The sequence below is a fragment of the Candidatus Arcticimaribacter forsetii genome (assembly GCF_910589745.1).
In the GTDB taxonomy this organism is placed as follows: domain Bacteria; phylum Bacteroidota; class Bacteroidia; order Flavobacteriales; family Flavobacteriaceae; genus Arcticimaribacter; species Arcticimaribacter forsetii.
The window spans coordinates 1,499,787-1,516,509 of the sequence record NZ_OU342399.1; the positions used below are offsets into that span (position 1 = coordinate 1,499,787).

General features: G+C 34.0%; 17 protein-coding genes and 1 tRNA gene. 7 read left to right on the forward strand and 11 right to left on the reverse strand.

Annotated elements, in window-relative coordinates; translation table 11 throughout:
• Positions 1 to 48 precede the first annotated feature (48 nt).
• From NG655_RS06820 to NG655_RS06850, 7 genes are all read right to left on the reverse strand, one after another.
• Positions 49 to 1,467: a DUF3570 domain-containing protein gene (locus tag NG655_RS06820; protein ID WP_252158578.1), complete on the reverse strand. Its 1,419-nt coding sequence runs from the start codon at positions 1,465 to 1,467 to the stop codon at positions 49 to 51.
• A gap of 22 nt (positions 1,468 to 1,489) precedes the next feature.
• Entirely contained in the window at positions 1,490 to 1,675 is a 186-nt protein-coding gene (locus NG655_RS06825; RefSeq protein WP_419469279.1) for a DUF4266 domain-containing protein, read from the reverse strand.
• A 19-nt stretch (positions 1,676 to 1,694) separates the two neighbouring features.
• Positions 1,695 to 2,678: an FAD:protein FMN transferase gene (locus NG655_RS06830; protein WP_252158579.1), complete on the reverse strand. Its 984-nt coding sequence runs from the start codon at positions 2,676 to 2,678 to the stop codon at positions 1,695 to 1,697.
• A 1-nt stretch (position 2,679) separates the two neighbouring features.
• Complete coding sequence (locus tag NG655_RS06835) at positions 2,680 to 3,120, reverse strand: thioredoxin family protein (protein WP_252158580.1); 441 nt, start codon at positions 3,118 to 3,120, stop codon at positions 2,680 to 2,682.
• A 25-nt stretch (positions 3,121 to 3,145) separates the two neighbouring features.
• Positions 3,146 to 4,324, reverse strand: a complete 1,179-nt coding sequence (locus NG655_RS06840; protein ID WP_252158581.1) for an AIR synthase related protein — start codon at positions 4,322 to 4,324, stop codon at positions 3,146 to 3,148.
• Between the two features lie 81 nt (positions 4,325 to 4,405).
• Positions 4,406 to 5,251, reverse strand: coding sequence for a cadherin repeat domain-containing protein (locus NG655_RS06845; protein WP_252158582.1), 846 nt, complete (start codon positions 5,249 to 5,251; stop codon positions 4,406 to 4,408).
• Positions 5,252 to 5,302: 51 nt separating this feature from the next.
• Positions 5,303 to 7,489: a glutamine synthetase III family protein gene (locus NG655_RS06850; protein WP_252158583.1), complete on the reverse strand. Its 2,187-nt coding sequence runs from the start codon at positions 7,487 to 7,489 to the stop codon at positions 5,303 to 5,305.
• Between the two features lie 211 nt (positions 7,490 to 7,700).
• Here NG655_RS06850 and NG655_RS06855 point away from each other — a divergent pair, with 211 nt between their 5' ends.
• Positions 7,701 to 8,711: a glutamine synthetase beta-grasp domain-containing protein gene (locus NG655_RS06855; RefSeq protein ID WP_252158584.1), complete on the forward strand. Its 1,011-nt coding sequence runs from the start codon at positions 7,701 to 7,703 to the stop codon at positions 8,709 to 8,711.
• A 56-nt stretch (positions 8,712 to 8,767) separates the two neighbouring features.
• Here NG655_RS06855 and NG655_RS06860 read toward each other — a convergent pair whose 3' ends face one another.
• Positions 8,768 to 9,703, reverse strand: a complete 936-nt coding sequence (locus NG655_RS06860; RefSeq protein WP_252158585.1) for a calcium/sodium antiporter — start codon at positions 9,701 to 9,703, stop codon at positions 8,768 to 8,770.
• Positions 9,704 to 9,870: 167 nt separating this feature from the next.
• Between NG655_RS06860 and NG655_RS06865 the strand changes: the two genes are divergently transcribed.
• From NG655_RS06865 to NG655_RS06880, 4 genes are all read left to right on the forward strand, one after another.
• Positions 9,871 to 9,944, forward strand: a tRNA-Arg gene (locus NG655_RS06865).
• Positions 9,945 to 10,659: 715 nt separating this feature from the next.
• A complete protein-coding gene (locus tag NG655_RS06870) occupies positions 10,660 to 11,076 on the forward strand; it encodes a hypothetical protein (RefSeq protein WP_252158586.1) in 417 nt (138 codons plus the stop codon).
• 482 nt (positions 11,077 to 11,558) lie between these two features.
• Positions 11,559 to 11,786 (forward strand): hypothetical protein, encoded by a 228-nt coding sequence (locus NG655_RS06875; protein WP_252158587.1) that lies wholly within the window; start codon positions 11,559 to 11,561, stop codon positions 11,784 to 11,786.
• Between the two features lie 46 nt (positions 11,787 to 11,832).
• Entirely contained in the window at positions 11,833 to 12,054 is a 222-nt protein-coding gene (locus tag NG655_RS06880) for a hypothetical protein (RefSeq protein WP_252158588.1), read from the forward strand.
• 311 nt (positions 12,055 to 12,365) lie between these two features.
• On the opposite strand, the gene NG655_RS06885 is transcribed toward NG655_RS06880, so the two are convergent.
• Entirely contained in the window at positions 12,366 to 13,421 is a 1,056-nt protein-coding gene (locus tag NG655_RS06885) for a polysaccharide lyase family 7 protein (RefSeq protein WP_252158589.1), read from the reverse strand.
• Between the two features lie 51 nt (positions 13,422 to 13,472).
• The gene (locus NG655_RS06890) at positions 13,473 to 14,426 is read right to left on the reverse strand and encodes a carbon-nitrogen hydrolase family protein (protein ID WP_252158590.1); all 954 of its coding nucleotides are present in this window, start codon (positions 14,424 to 14,426) and stop codon (positions 13,473 to 13,475) included.
• A 135-nt stretch (positions 14,427 to 14,561) separates the two neighbouring features.
• Between NG655_RS06890 and NG655_RS06895 the strand changes: the two genes are divergently transcribed.
• Positions 14,562 to 15,935 carry an aldehyde dehydrogenase gene (locus NG655_RS06895; RefSeq protein ID WP_252158591.1) on the forward strand — a complete coding sequence of 458 codons (1,374 nt, stop codon included), beginning with the start codon at positions 14,562 to 14,564 and terminating at the stop codon, positions 15,933 to 15,935.
• Here the strand turns inward: NG655_RS06895 and NG655_RS06900 are convergent.
• Positions 15,932 to 16,144, reverse strand: a complete 213-nt coding sequence (locus NG655_RS06900) for a hypothetical protein (RefSeq protein WP_252158592.1) — start codon at positions 16,142 to 16,144, stop codon at positions 15,932 to 15,934. The genes NG655_RS06895 and NG655_RS06900 overlap by 4 nt on opposite strands.
• 200 nt (positions 16,145 to 16,344) lie before the next feature.
• Here NG655_RS06900 and NG655_RS06905 point away from each other — a divergent pair, with 200 nt between their 5' ends.
• On the forward strand, positions 16,345 to 16,638 hold the full coding sequence (locus NG655_RS06905; protein ID WP_252158593.1) for an SCP2 sterol-binding domain-containing protein: 294 nt from the start codon (positions 16,345 to 16,347) through the stop codon (positions 16,636 to 16,638).
• Positions 16,639 to 16,723 lie beyond the last annotated feature (85 nt).

Here is a 16,723-nt window from a genome sequence, read left to right on the forward strand (position 1 = left end):
CTAATCTAAGTCGTAAAATTACTACTTTTTAAATAAATAAGAAGTGAATTAATCTAAAACAAAACTGAAATTAGTTGATATACTAAATGCAGAAAGCCCATCTGATCTTTGGTAGTTTTGAATACGTAAACCAATCTTCTTCAGTGAAAGGCTCCATAGGTTATACTCTGACAAAACATCGGTAAACACGAGCTCCCCCCCTATTTGATAACTTGAAAAAGCTGAAAGATCATAATCAGAAGTATAAAATTCGTCTGTTGAAAGATGTTCGTTATAGGGAGCAAAATAATCTGCTGCTGTTTGATCATATAATCTTATACTGGGAGTTAACTTCCAATTCATATTAAATTTAACAGGAAGTTCTAACTGGTAGGTATTTGAATATATCCCCCAATCATCCAGATATTTCCTATAATAAGAACGTACTACTAAATATTCATTTACATAATAATTTAATCGCATTCCGAAAGGATACTTAAGTCGGGTAGCTGGGAGTCGTTCAATATCATCAGCTAAATGAAAAACATCTGTATTTGAACTATTTTCATAATTAGAGATGCTATTTGCATTTCCTACATAATAATTTGTCCGATCAGAAAAATAAACTCGCTGCAGGGGGTTTGCCAACCAACCCTCTTGTTTGACAAGATCAAGTACTAGAGAAAATTGCATTCTAGGACTCAAAATTTGAGAAAACCCCAAGGAAAAAGAATATGAATTTCTTTTAACATCATCGATTGGAGAATAGTTTGATGGGAGATATCCTATAACACTAGCACCACTAGAGTTAAGAACACTTACTCCTGAGAAATAACTTTGATTGTTGAACAAAAAATCTGATCCAAATAACTCGTATTCATGAATTTCAGTGGGAATTATTGGAAGCCATTTGTCTAAATAAACCTGTGCTTTCAAACTAATTTCTGTATTTTTTTCATTCCACAATTGCGTTATGCCTGCTCCAAAACCAAAAGATTGATAATCATACTCAAAAGAAGAACCAATATTTGAAGACCAATATCTATTTCGGTCGTCTGTCGCGTGTACATAAGATAAATTAATTGCGGTTAAAACATCTTTCCTAGAAGCACCCGTAGAAGCAACCCACGGAGAGCCTTTCGGGCCTCGACCACCACTTCCGCTTCCATCACCTCCACTAGTATAATCTCTTTCGCCTGAAGATGCACCTGTGTTAAAAGGATTTCCATTACTTGAACTCGCCGAGGTATAAGCAGAAAAACCAAAATCGGCAGTTAAAACATCATCTTCGTTTAAGGGAATATTAACAACAACTGTTGGGGCAAAATTCTCTAATTCTTCGTTACCAACACCTCCAGTAACAGAAGCATGAATTCCTTCTTGATTGTAATAACCAAGCAATAGATCTACTTCTACAGCTTCAAGTACCTTTTTTTTATAAACTTTAAGAGAGTCATTTTGAGCATTGGAAACAAATCCAATACTCATTAAAAAAAATAATATTATTTTTTTAGTTACATCCACAACCACCTCCTGTTTTTCCACCGTTTGCACCTGCAGCGGCTTCTCTATAAATATGAAAGGTAGTTTCAAATCGTTCTGACAAACTTGCTTTGAGCGCCATATCTGAATCATTCAAATAAACCTTATTATATTCTTTAACAGATACACAGCTACTGCCTGAAACCAAAATCATCAATAACACTATTAAAAGTTTAATTTTCTTCAATTTCAATATTTTTAGATCGATGAATCATCCCTGAGTCATCTATTAAAATAGCCTCTATGTTAGGCAACTGGTTAATTAAAAACAGTCCCGCTTCTTTTCCCATAACAAATACTGCGGTTGCAAGAGCATCTGCTAATTCAGCTTTTCCTGCAAAGACAGTACAACTTACAATTCCTTTTGCAGGAATCCCAGTTCTTGGGTCAATAATATGGCTATATCGCTCCCCGTTAATTTGAGTGAATTTTTCATAATCTCCAGAAGTAACAACCGCATCATGTTCTAATGAAAACCATGAAAAAACCTTTTTATTATTCATAGGATTAACAATACCAATAGTCCAGGAAGAACCATCTGGTTTGGTTCCCCAAGTATTCATATCTCCAGATGCATTAATGATCCCTCCAACAACACCCCGTTCTACAAGAACTTGCTTTGCCCGGTCAGCAGCATAGCCCTTTCCGATGGCGCCAAAACCAATTCGCATTCCCTTTTTAAGTAAAAAAACAGTTGAGGCCTCTTCGTTTAATTCAATTAGGTGATGACCAATATTAACAATTGAAGCATTTAGAATTTCTTGATCTGGCATTTGCGATTCCCTACCATCAAATTCCCATAGTTTACCGACAGCCGCAAATGAAATATCAAATGCACCAGAAGTTAATTTTGAAATCTGTTGTGCTCTATAAATTAGATCAAAAAGTTCTTTTGAAACCTTAACAGCAGCAACTCCTGCATTTTGATTTATTTTAGAGGTTTCAGAACCTTGAATCCAGGATGAAATTAATTTTTCAATTCGAACAATCTCTTCTTTTGCAAGGGCCAAGGATTCCTTAGCAAATTCTTCATCTTCAGCAACAACTGAGATATTAAAAGAAGATCCCATTAAAATACTAGACTCTGAGTATAATTGCTGTGCACTCAAAATACAGCTAGACAAAACAAAACTAAACAGGACCAGAATCTTTTTCATTTTAAAAATCTTCTATATTTTGAATGTAACTTTTAACTGGAATTTTATCATATCCCAACCTCCCAATAACCTCCACATTAGAATTTAAAATAACAACCAAAGGAAAGTATCCATTAGGATTGTAAACACTAGCAATTTGATCGTTTCGATCTTGGATTTCATTGGGTAATTTATTCTTTTTCCTTTTTGGGAAATCTGCTCTAAAAAGTAAATAATTCTCCTCAGCATAAGAAATAAATTCAGGATTAGTCCAGATTTCTTTTTCAAGTTTAATGCAAGGAATACACCAGTCAGAACCTGAAAAAACCAATACGATTTTCTTATTGGTTTGTTTGGATTTAAGTTTTGTTTCTTCCCAGTCTGATTGCCAATTCTGAGCAGAAACGAAACTGACCTTTAATGAACATAAAATAATTAGAGAAAGAAAAATAAATCTGTTCATTATGAGATATGTTGTTTAAAGTTTTCTAATATGTAAAAGTCCCTTGAGTGCTTTTAATTGTCAATTTTTTATCACTTGAAGCTTCAACCTTTCCGATAATCTGAGCGGGCACATTAAATAATTCTGATATTGAAATAATCTGTTCAGCTAATTCTGGAGCTACATAAAGTTCCATTCTATGTCCCATATTAAAAACTTCGTACATCTCTTTCCAAGATGTTTTAGATTCTTCTTGTATCATTTTGAATAGGGGAGGTAAATCGAATAAATTATCTTTTATAACATGTAAAGAGTCTATAAAATGTAGAATTTTAGTCTGAGCTCCTCCGCTACAATGAACCATTCCATGAATTAAAGATTTATCCACAGTGTTCATTATTTCTTGAATTATTGGAGCATACGTTCTTGTGGGAGATAAAACTAGTTTTCCTGCATTTATTGGACTATCCTCTACAAGATCTGTTAGATTCTTTGAACCTGAGTAAATTAAATCTTCTGGAACGCTAGCATCAAAAGTTTCTGGATATTTAGATTTTAGGTTCTTATTAAAAACATCGTGTCTTGCGGAAGTAAGTCCGTTACTTCCCATTCCACCGTTGTATTCTTTTTCATAAGAAGCCTGACCAAAGGAAGCTAAGCCTACAATAACATCTCCAGGCTGAATATTCGCATTATCAATAACATCAGAACGCTTCATTCTTGCGGTAACCGTGGAATCTACGATTATGGTTTGAACTAAATCTCCAACGTCTGCAGTTTCTCCTCCTGTACTGTGTATAGAAACTCCATACCCTTTAAGTTCCTCTATTATTTCTTCAGTACCGTTAATTATAGCAGCTAAAACTTCACCAGGGATTCTGTTTTTATTTCTTCCAATGGTAGAGGAAAGTAAAATATCTTGTGAAGCCCCAACACACAACAAATCGTCAATATTCATGATTAAAGCATCCTGAGCCACTCCTTTCCAAACTGATAAATCTCCTGTTTCTCTCCAATAAGCATATGCCAAGGAGGATTTTGTTCCAGCTCCATCGGCATGCATTACTAGGCAATGCTCTTCGCTTCCTGTTAAATAATCTGGAACTATCTTACAAAAAGCTTTAGGAAAAAGACCTTTATTTATATTTTTAATAGCGTTGTGCACATCTTCTTTTTGTGCAGAAACTCCTCGAAGACGATACCGGTCACTAGACAACTCACTCATACTGGTTATAATTTACCACAAAAATACATCAATTTATTTCCTTTACCTAGAGCAATTTTAGACGAATAAAAAACAAATAAACTATTTTTTTGAAGAGTCTACATTCTCTGTTGATCTAACATATGCAAAACCACCCGCTTTTCCGGTAGACCATGAAGTAAACCTAATTGATATGTATATATCATCGGTTACTAAATGTAAAACCATATCTTGACCAACAACGTTTTTAGGCGTTCCATTTGTAGCTGCTCTAAAAGTTTCAAAAGTTAGCTCATCAATTTGATCGATAGTTCCAATTGCCCATTCAGTATCAGCAGGACTAGTTTCTTTTACTGCTGCTGCTTCGCTCACAATATTATAAATTTGCCCTCCACTATTACCTCGTGTTATTTTTACATTATCAGTTAAATGATCTTGCTGTGAAGAATTTGTAGGATCGCCGCCATCATCTTTTGTAAAAGTCATCGATGCACCTTCCCAAATTGTATAAACCGCTTCAACCTCATCTACATCTGTGATTGAAACTGTAACGTTTACATCCTCAGTAATACTCCCTACAGTTACACGGATTACAGCTGTTACAACCTGTATTGTTTCAAAATCAAAAAGACTAGCGTCTGCCACAGTAACAGCTCCTGTCGATGCATTTACCGACAAGGCCCCGTTAACACTTTGAGACACTAAACTGTATTGTAAGCTTCCAGAGGACGCTGAGGCTTGTACTGTTCCAATGGCAGCTCCCACGTCAGGATTTTCGTTAATTGTTGAGGATAAATTTGCAGCTGTGATTACTGGAACAACAACTTCTGGAGTTGTTATAATTTGAATATCATCGTCACCACCTCCACCACCACCACAACCTATAAAAAACATAAACTGCATACACAGTAAATATTTTAAACCGTTTTTAGCATTTAAATGTTTCATAAAAATATAATATAGTTATGAATAAAGATACTAAAACTAAACCAACAAATTCTATCTAGAAAACAGTAATTCTCGATATTTTGCGAGTGGCCAAATCGAGTTATCTACCAATAACTCTAGCTTATCGCAGTGGTACCGTATACTTTCAAAATAAGGTTTAACAAGTTTGTGGTATGCACTTGCTTTTTCATAACTATCATCGAGTAAATTTGCTTTCTTTCGTTCCGAAATCATATCCCCAACCCCAAGATTAATTTGAGCAATATGGCCCGATATTCTTTCTAGAATAAGCATTTGTTCTTTTGCATGAGATTCAAAATCTTTACCATAAATTTCTTTCAACCCTTTTACGTTATCAATGAGCGTATTCTGGTATTTAATCGCAGTTGGAATAATGTGATTTCTAGCAATATCACCTAGGGCTCTTCCCTCTATCTGTAAGGCATAAGTATATTGTTGTAAATCTACTTCTACTCTTGATTCAAGTTCACGCTCACTAAAAACTTTGAGTCCTTTAAACAAAGTAATACTTTTAGGTGCTAAATATGCTTTTATAGCATCTGGTGTTGATGTTGCAGGATTTAAACCTCTCTTTTTTGCGTTTTTAATCCAAGTTTCACTATAACCATCTCCTTCAAATAAAATGGTTCTAATGTGTTTTATAGAATCACGAAGCTCATTAAAAATCGCATCGTCTTTTTTCATTTTTGGATTTTCAAGACGTCCATCTACTTTTGCTTTAAAAATAGACAACTGTTCTGCAACTATAGAATTAAGGACTGTTATTGGTTTAGCACAATTAGTTTTCGAACCAACAGCTCTAAATTCAAATTTATTTCCTGTGAACGCAAATGGGGAAGTCCTGTTTTGGTCGGTGTTATCTAATAGAATTTCAGGTATTTTTCCAATTACATTAAGCTTTAAATCTGTTTTTTCTTTAGGGGATAGTTTCCCTTCGGAAACTTGTTCTAGATTATTAAGCACATCCGTTAATTGCTCTCCAATAAAAACAGATATAATTGGCATCGGAGCTTCATCTGATCCAAGTCTTAATTCATTACTTGCCGATACGATGCTCCCCCTCAGCAGAGATTCATGATTAAGAACTGCAACAATGGTATTGATAAAAAAAGTTAAAAATTGAAGGTTATTCATTGGAGTTTTCCCAGGACTCAATAAATTAATACCGGAACTTGTTTTCAGAGACCAATTATTATGTTTCCCAGACCCATTAATCCCGCTGAATGGCTTTTCATGTAGCAGCACCATAAAATCATGCTTATCTGCTATTTTATTCATTACATCTAACAACAATGCATTATGGTCTACCGACAAATTTGCCTCTTCAAAAATGGGAGCTAATTCGAATTGAGCAGGAGCAACCTCATTATGTCTTGTTTTAACAGGAATCCCCAAAAGCAAACTCTGATATTCTAATTCTTGCATAAACGACAATGCTCGAGCAGGAATAGAACCAAAATAATGATCGTTTAATTGCTGTCCTTTTGCTGACTCATGCCCCATTAAAGTTCTTCCAGTTAAGATTAAATCCGGTCGAGAAGCTGCTAAGGTTTTATCAATTAAAAAATACTCTTGTTCCCATCCTAAGGTTGCATATACTTTTTGGGTATTCTTATCGAAATAACGAGCAACTTCAGTGGCGGCTTTATCCAGTTGCGATAACGATCTAATTAGTGGTGTTTTGTAATCAAGAGCTTCTCCTGTATAGGAAACAAAAATTGTAGGAATACACAATGTTTTGCCATAGATAAAAGCAGGAGAAGTAGGATCCCATGCTGTATATCCTCTAGCCTCAAATGTATTTCTTATACCCCCACTTGGAAAACTAGAGGCATCAGGTTCTTGCTGAACTAATTGACTTCCATCGAACTGTTCAATTGCCTGCGAAGCATCTGATAAATCAAAAAAAGATTGATGTTTTTCTGCAGTCGCTCCGGTCAAAGGTTGAAACCAATGAGTATAATGAGTAGCTCCTTTAGAACGTGCCCAAGATCTCATTGCAGCAGCAATTTGATCGGCAAGAGCTCTAGAAATTTTGGTACCCTTAAAAATTACTTTTGAAATTTCTTGATAAGCATCTTGATTTAGAGACTTTTGTAAAGCAAGATCATTAAAAACGTTCTGTGCAAACTCAGCTTCTGTGTCGTATACAAAAGATGTTTTCTTAGAATTATTATTAAATAAACCGTTTAAAGCTTCAAATCTCAGCGAATTCATGGGTTTTCTTATTTAAATTTAGCTTGACAAAGTTATCTATTTTTTAAAAAAAGCTGTGTTTTCCATGATTTTTTTACATAAAATTTAATTTACCCCAAAAAAAATGGGTAATTGACAAAAGTTAATAACTCTGTTAAGATTTTAACCCCATAAAAAACGAGGTTCTAATCAAAAAAATTAAATTTGTATTGTTAAAGTTAAAAAAACTATTATGAGCAAATCAAAATTAGAGTATATCTGGTTGGATGGTTACAAACCAACTTCCAATTTACGTAGTAAAACAAAAGTTGTTGAAGATTTTAACGGAACACTAGAAGAGTGTCCAGTATGGTCGTTCGACGGTTCTTCAACTCAACAAGCTGAGGGTGGGTCATCAGACTGTTTATTAAAGCCTGTAGCTATTTATCCTGATCCTGTTCGCAGAAACGGATACTTAGTAATGACAGAAGTTCTAAACGCAGATGGATCGGCTCATGAATCAAATGCAAGAGCTACTATCAACGATGATGATAACGACTTCTGGTTCGGATTCGAGCAAGAGTACTTCATTATGGATACTGAAACTCAGTTGCCGTTAGGTTTCCCAATGGGAGGTTACCCAGGACCACAAGGAATGTATTACTGTTCTGTTGGTGGAAAAAACACACACGGAAGAGACTTCGTAGAAGAACATGCTGATCTTTGTATCGATGCTGGTCTTAACTTTGAAGGAATCAACCAAGAAGTTGCAAGTGGACAATGGGAATTCCAATTGTTTGCTAAAGGTGCTAAGAAAGCTGGAGATGAGATTTGGATTGCACGTTACTTACTAGACCGTTTAACGGAACAATATGGTTATTATATCGAATACCACCCAAAACCTATTAAAGGAGATTGGAATGGATCTGGTATGCACGCTAACTTCTCCAACACTACTTTAAGAACTTGTGGAGATGAGAATACATACAATGCAATTTGTGAAGCATTCCGTCCAGTGACTAAAGAACACATCGAAGTTTATGGACAGTTTAACGATCAACGTTTAACTGGTTTACATGAAACTGCTTCTATAAACGACTTCAGTTTTGGAATTTCAGATCGTGGTGCTTCTATTCGTATTCCTATTATTACAGTAGAAAAAGGATGGAAAGGATGGTTAGAAGACAGAAGACCTGCTTCAAACGGAGATCCTTACAAAATTGCTGCTCGTATTATCAAAACAGTTAAGTCTGCTAAGATATAATAACAGTAATTTATTCATACTAAATATTAAACATCCTCTTTTAGAGGATGTTTTTTTTACCCTAATAAACCATAAATAAAGTAAACATATAATCCCAGTAGAATTATACCATTTAAACGATTCAAACGTTTATCTTTTGGTACAAAGACAAGAAGTAGTACTAAGATAGATATTAAAAACATCCAGACAAAATCGTTAGATATTAGGTTCAGATCCTGAACTTCTATAGGCTTTATTATCGAAGTTACACCCATAACAGCCAAAATATTAAAGACGTTAGAACCAATTAAATTCCCCAAAGAAATAGCTTTTTCTTTTCTAATAATAGCTATTATTGATGCTGATAATTCGGGAATACTAGTCCCGACTGAAATTATAGAGATACTAATAATACGCTCACTTACTCCCATTTCGGAAGCTAAAGAAACTGCACCTTTCACCAAGGTTTCAGATCCAAGCCATAAAGCAAATCCACCTGCAATTAAATATTTAATTGTATTGAAACGATTTAGTAATTCAAACTCATCAGAAGCAGCTTCAATTACTCCTTCCGGTGTTTTCTTTAATAGGTAATAAATAAAAGAAAATAATAAAAGAACCATGATCAACCCTTCGATTGAAGAAAGTCTGTTGTCAAAAGCAATCATACCAATAAAAAGTAAGGTAGAGAACATCATCATGGGCCAATCGGTCTTAAAAAAACTTTTTGGCACCGCTATAGGGGTTATTATTACTGTAATTGCAAGTACAAAAGAAAGATTAGCAATGTTAGAACCTACTACATTTCCTAGAGCTATATCAGAATATCCCGCAATTGCTGATTGAATGCTTACAATTAACTCAGGTGCGGAAGTTGCAAAAGAAACGACCGTCATTCCTATAACCGCTTTTGGAATTGATAAATTTAAGGAAAGGGAAACTGAAGACTTCAATAACCAGTCCCCTCCTTTTATTAAAAGTACCAACCCAACAATAATTGCAAAAAACGCCATATTTTAAATTTTAACGAATATACGGCTTCCGTTAAATCAAAAGAAGTAAAAATTACAACAAAATACTTCTTAGTCTGTAGGTTTTAATAAAAAGGGATGTTATATTTGCACCCAACAATAACAAAATCAATTGTGGTGTCGTTTAAATGCCCAATAAGATTTTAAAAGGCCTCGTAGCATAACTGAATAGTGCACTTGATTACGGCTCAAGAGGTTGCAGGTTTGAATCCTGCCGAGGTCACTAAGGCTCAGCCAATTATAGGCTGGGCTTTTTTATTAGGTGACAGATACGGTTACTATTTGCTCAATTATGGGATAAGAATTACTATATAGAACTATCTCGGTTATCGGTACTATGTTATACCTACTACTAAAGTATTGACACTGTTATATTTGTAACACTTTATTAAGTATCTAACATCGGAATCTTATACTGGGGCTACAGCGGATGTCGTGAGCGACTTACTCGGTGACTCTGGAGTGAAGACGTATTACTACACGTTATGGTCTTTTAGTGTACTCAATCTCTTTCTAATTCTGTCGAGTAACGTTGGGAATCTCTATAGTAACTCCCTATGATGTTCGACACTTTTGCTAGTAATGTTGCAAGACGTAGGTAATCTCTATAGTACTCCCTATGTTCTGCATCACTTTTGTCGAGTAACGTATCCTTTCTCTATAGTAATAGGATATGTCCGTCGACACTTTTACTAATTCTGTCACACAACGTAGTCATTCTCTATATAAGTAACTATGTTCTGCATCACTTTTGTCACACAACGTATTTTTCTCTATAGTAATAAATATCTCTTGTGACATTTTTGTCGAGTAACGTAGTCAATCACCTTCTAATAATAATGCACAACGTATCTTACTTAATAATATAAACTACTTTAAGTATAGAACAGTAGCAATGCAGTTCCAGAATAAATAAAAAAATAACTTAATTTTACAATATGAAAAATACAATCACACTATTATTACTGGCTATAAGCTTCACTGCTTCAGCTCAGATTTCAACTTTAAAAATATCAAATGATGCTTACTACACTGTAGACCGATATAAGACTACATTCCACTACAGATACACTCCTACTGATGAGATGCCTAAGAGTATCAAGACCAATATAAATGGTTTATTAGGTGCTATACAAATTTTTGCAGACGTAGAGATAGATGGAGAGTGGGTTATCCTTAAGAGAATTAAAATGGAGCAGGAGAATAACGCGTTATCAAGCGTTAAGATAGCAATGGGTATAGAGACTTTATTCTACAAGAATTCTGGAAAACAGCATAAGGAAAAGAAGCTTAAAAAAAGTAAAGGGATAAAAAGATGGGCTGATAATCTAATCGGTATGATTAAACAGTATTAATTATTATATTTATGAAAGAGCTACTAGAGAAGGTTACTAAGGTTACAGGTACGGTTACAGCTTCTAAGCTAACTACAATACACTTAAGTAATGATTAGGCTACTGTTTATAGGATATTGTCTTTCTACTAAAGGGATTAGCTATATTACCTCTTAATTACGGCTCAAGAGGTTGCAGGTTTGAATCCTGCCGAGGTCACTAAAAACCAGCTCTTTATAGGGCTGGTTTCTTTTTTAGCAGATCTTTTTGTAAATCATTTTACCTCATTTACTCACTATCTAACTTCTTAACTTACTAAAGAGAATATACCTGTCATTTAAACAAACCTATATTGTGTTCAATACTCTATAATTTTAAAAAAATTGTTTAAAGGTCTAGGTTAAAAGTGAACAAACTAGATTGAAACTAAATCATAGGCGGTAATAGAACAACTTTATAAATTAGATTTAGTATATTTAGGTTGCGATTTAAAATTAATAAAAATGGATAAAATTAAGAAGATAAAACAGAATGGGATAATATTTATCGGCTTAGGAGCTGGTGTGTTAAGTTTAAATGAATTAATTGATTTCACAGAACCTACTATATGGGCACTTAATATAGCAGGAAGTATTTTGGTAGCTTTACCTTTTCCATTTTACCTATATGATGGGATAAAAAAAATCTCAACTGACTTAACCAACTTATATCTAAAGAAATATAGTTTTTAATTCTATTACTTCAAGAATTTAAACATAATTTATAATCAATAAAAAAATGGAAAAAGTAATCTGTTTACTCTTATTCACTTCAATTCTTGTTGGTTGTGAGAAAAAAGATGAATGCTTAATCATTCGTGAAAAAGCATCCCAAAATGGAGAATACTATTTCATTGATAGGAGTGGATTTGTTGATGAAAACACAGTTGCAGGTCAAGTTAATGTATCATTAGAAGTATTTAATCAATACGCTGTTGGAGATGAATATTGTATAGAATAACATCAAGGTTTTATTTTTATATATAGCTTTTAAGTTAATTACTTCAACTAATTCATTTGCTTTCTATACTTTGTGGACTTCTAGGTGTGCTTCATTTACTTCTTATTTCATCTTAGGAAAGGGGTATTCTAAGCCATCAAATCTTCCAACGGAGTACAGCTTGTGGAGTTTGCTTTTATATTAAATCTACTGATAGCTAAAATCATATTGACTCTCTAAAGATGTTTAGTCGATCGTTTTAAAAAATACGACACTCAGATTAATCAGTTACGTATATAATTTAAAAGGATTTAATATTTCTTTTTAAGAAGCTATTCAGTATCCGGAGAGGTTCCTGGACCAAGCGAGCCTTCTTTGAACCAAACCTCTGTATAGCATCCATTTGCATATTGCTTTGATATATCTCCATCAAAAGTTTCTGAATCGGTACTCCAAACAATATTATCTTCTGGTTTCTTACCATTGGTTTGGTTGTAAGCACCTTGTTTAAAATATTGAACTTCCCCTGCATATGCAGTTTCTCTTTCGACACCATCTCGGTTTATTGGAGCATATAAAACACGAACTTGCTCCGGCATATCGGATTTATTAGAGAAATCCGACTTAAGCAAGTTTTTTGAAAATGTTTTTGTTTCATGGTTAGTGCTTTCGAAAGTTAAATACATCATTCCCTGATAAACGTTTACTTCATAACTAAACTCCTCTCCTAGCTCTATACCCTCTTCCGGCTCTTCCGGATACACATTAGAGCTTGGCCCTACTACAGACATATCATATCCCCAAACGGCTGTAGAAAAATCCCATCTTCCCGAATTAGATCCAGCAGTATTGATTTCGTAATTCCAAAAAATAGATCCTTTTTTATGACCTGGAAATTTTTTATAAAAAATCTTCAAGGGCTCATTCTCATGACCTTCATCACTGTGTATTTGCCCAACAACAACAGAATAAGAAGCGGCTACTCGAGCATCCCCTGAGGTAGAAACATGTTGAACTTTTAAAGTTCCGGTCAGCTTCCCTCCTGTCTCGGGTATCCATTTTTTTAATTGCCCTAGTTCAGTCCTTGTGTTTTTTGAATTTCGTGACGTTATTCCTGAATTTGGTGTTTTATAAACTACCCAATCCACTCCGTTTTGATTTTCTACGTAGAAAAAATCTTTTTTGTCAAACTTTACAAGTGAATCTACATAAGTTCCGTCCCCTAAAAGAATTTTCCATTCATCCAAAAAAGGAAGGACATCACTTGGGAAAACTTTAGCACTTTGATTGGTTTGATTCTTCGAATTAGAAACACAGGCAGTTGATAATATGGAAATTGTTATTCCAAAAATTAAAGAATATAATGGTTTATAAAAAATAGATTTCATTTTGAATTTTTAATAAAATAATTTAAAGTAAATATATAAATTGATTATCGATTAGTCTTTTATTTTAATTGTAGATTGACGTTCTCGGTTGAGGTGTAATTGGGTAACATCGGGTCTAGAATAATGTCCCACGGGATCAAAATTTTGACGCTCTTCATAGATCCTATTCAATTGAATTGATCCAAAAAAAACACCTTCTGTATTAATTTGTGGCTCAAGCAACCAAGTCCCATCTGGATTAGCGATACAAGATCCACCATTGGCTAGTTGCTCAGGAGCAGCGGTTAAAATTTCGTCTATATAGGGAGTGTCTAGAGGGAAATCATTTTTATTCATGGTTGAACTTACTGAAATTACATAAGACCTACTTTCTCTTGCAATAAATCGGGTGATATCTTTTGTGTTATGGTCGCTACCCGGCCAAACAGCACAATGAACATTTTCTCCCATTCCATATAATGCGGCACGAGGAAGTGGCATCCAATTCTCCCAGCAGTTTAATCCGCCAATTGTAAAACCTTCTAAAGGATGAACTTGCAATCCATTGCCATCGCCAGGTGCCCAGGTTAGACGCTCATCATAGGTTGGTTGTAGTTTACGGTGAACACTACAAATTACACCAAACTCGTTGATGTAAACTAGAGAACAATATAAACTATGGCCTCCCCTATTTGTAGCTCTTTCAATTACTCCAACATAAATTGCAATTTTATTTTCCTTTGCTAAAACACAAAGTTCCTGTAAATCACCCTCTTCAATATTTACTGCATTTTGAGCATAATGTGCATGCAATACCTTGTTTATTTTTAAATCCCACTGTGCCCCCTCTGTTAGGGCGAGCCAAAATGGGTATCCTGGCAACAGACCCTCACCGAAAACAACTAATTGCGCTTTAGATGCAGCAGCCTCGAGTATGGCATCTTTTATTTTTTCTAGGGTTTTTTGCTTATTCAACCAAACAGGAGAAATTTGTGCAAGAGCAACCTGTAATGTTTTCATATTCATTTATTAATACTCGTAAATATAACAATATAATTTCCGATCCAATGGCTTTAATATTCCATTTGAATTATTGAAAATATAAACCCAATATAGAAAACAAATAAATTATGGTATATTTAAAATCTATCAAAACATATAATGAAACCAGACATACTCCATTCAAAGCAAAGAGCATTTTTTGAAACTAATACAACCAAAGATGTTTCTTTTAGACGAGCAAGCTTAAAAAAATTACTTCAAGTAATTGAGTATAAAGAGAATGAAATTTATGAAGCTTTATTTCTAGATTTAAAAAAATCAGAGTATGAAGCTTTCATAACGGAAGTGTTTTTTGTGAAAAAAGAAATTAAAACAACACTTAGCAATCTAAATTCATGGACTAAAACAAAACGAGTTTCTGGGTCAATTTTAAACTACCCTACTAAAGATTATTTAATTCCAGAACCTTTTGGATGTACGCTTCATATAAGTCCTTGGAATTATCCATTTCAACTTGCGTTAAACACCGTAATCGGTGCAGTAGCAGCCGGAAATACAGTTGTTTTGAAACCTTCTGAATATGCACATTTCACAAGTGGTATTGTAAATGATATTATTCAGGAAGCCTTCAAGCCAGAACATGTATGTGTTATACAAGGTGATGCTCAAACCTCCGCTAATTTATTGAGCCTTCGATGGGATTATGTGTTTTTTACGGGAAGCACTAATGTTGGTAAAATCGTTGCAAAAGCAGCTGCAGAAAACTTAACGCCATACACTCTAGAATTGGGAGGTAAAAATCCGTGTGTTGTAGATGAAACAGCACCAATAGCATTAAGTGCAAGAAGAATTGTTTGGGGCAAATATGTAAACTGCGGTCAAACTTGTATTGCCCCCGATTATTTATTAGTACATAAATCTAAAGTAAATGAACTGACCCAAGCCATGGCTAAAGAAATTAAAAAATCTTTTGGGGAGGATCCTCAAAAATCTTTTAGCTATGGTCGAATCATAAATAAAAAACATTTTCTGTATTTAAAAGAAAAAATAGAAGACACTAAAGTAGTGCATGGTGGAACAACCAACGAAGAAGATCTATATATAGAACCTACGTTAATCAAGCAGCCAGATTTAGATAGCGCTATTATGAAAGAAGAGAATTTTGGACCTATCCTCCCAATTCTTTCCTATGAAAATGAAGAAGAAATTAAACCAATAATAAGCCGTTATGAAAAACCACTAGGTTTCTATGTTTTCAGCAAAAGAAAATCTTTTATTAAAAAAATGCAAACAGAATATTCTTTTGGAGGGGGAGTATCTAATGATACTATGATTCAGTTTTCAAATGATGAACTTCCTTTTGGAGGAGTTGGTCATAGTGGTGTAGGAGCATATCACGGGAAATATAGTTTTGACACTTTTACACATTATAAACCTTTTGTTAAGAAATCGTTGTTAATTGATCTTCCTACCCGTTATGCACCGTATCCAAAGTCTTTTAAGTTTTTAAAAAAACTGCTAAACAATTTCTAGTTTTTTGCTTTATCCTCGAAAGGTTTCAAAACACTTGGATCTGGAGCATGTGTTAAGAAAGCATCATATGCTTTTTTATTTTTATATAACATACGTTTGACTGCACTCGGACTACAATCATATTTTTTTGCTAATTGAGCAATGGAATGGTATTCTCTTTCACAAGGTTTTATTATGTGCCACTTTGTAAGTTTAGATGGTGTTTTCATAATGCAAAGGTACTTTTAAATGCTTAGTTTTTCAATTAAAAAAATTCAGAAAATAATCGGAATAGACTAATTTAATTCCAAAAAAGAATCAGTGATTTAAATTAGAGGATTTAAAAATCTTGCTGTATCAATAAGTATAGATTAAAATCTTTATATTTATGGAATATTATTTATTTATAACATACAATTAATACATTAAAATGAGTAACGAAGTTTTTGAACAATTAAAAGAAAAAGCAGAAGGAGCTGATGCAATCGGTGGAACTTTAAAATTTGAAGTCGGAGACTTAATTGTTTTCGTGGATGGTTATGGGAATACAAATATTGTTTCACAAGAAGATAACGAAGCAGACTGTACTATTTCAACTACCGCAGAAGTTTTGATTGATTTAAAAAATGGTGATCTAAACCCAATGATGGCTGTTATGGGAGGTAAAATAAAAATTTCAGGCGATATGGGATTAGCCATGAAAGTTCAGTCTCTTTTGGGATAGATTATTTTTTCTCTTACCGATTTTAACAAGGACTTTATTACTTTTTATAATTTGATTTATTTGAAAATATAAAGATGTAATATTA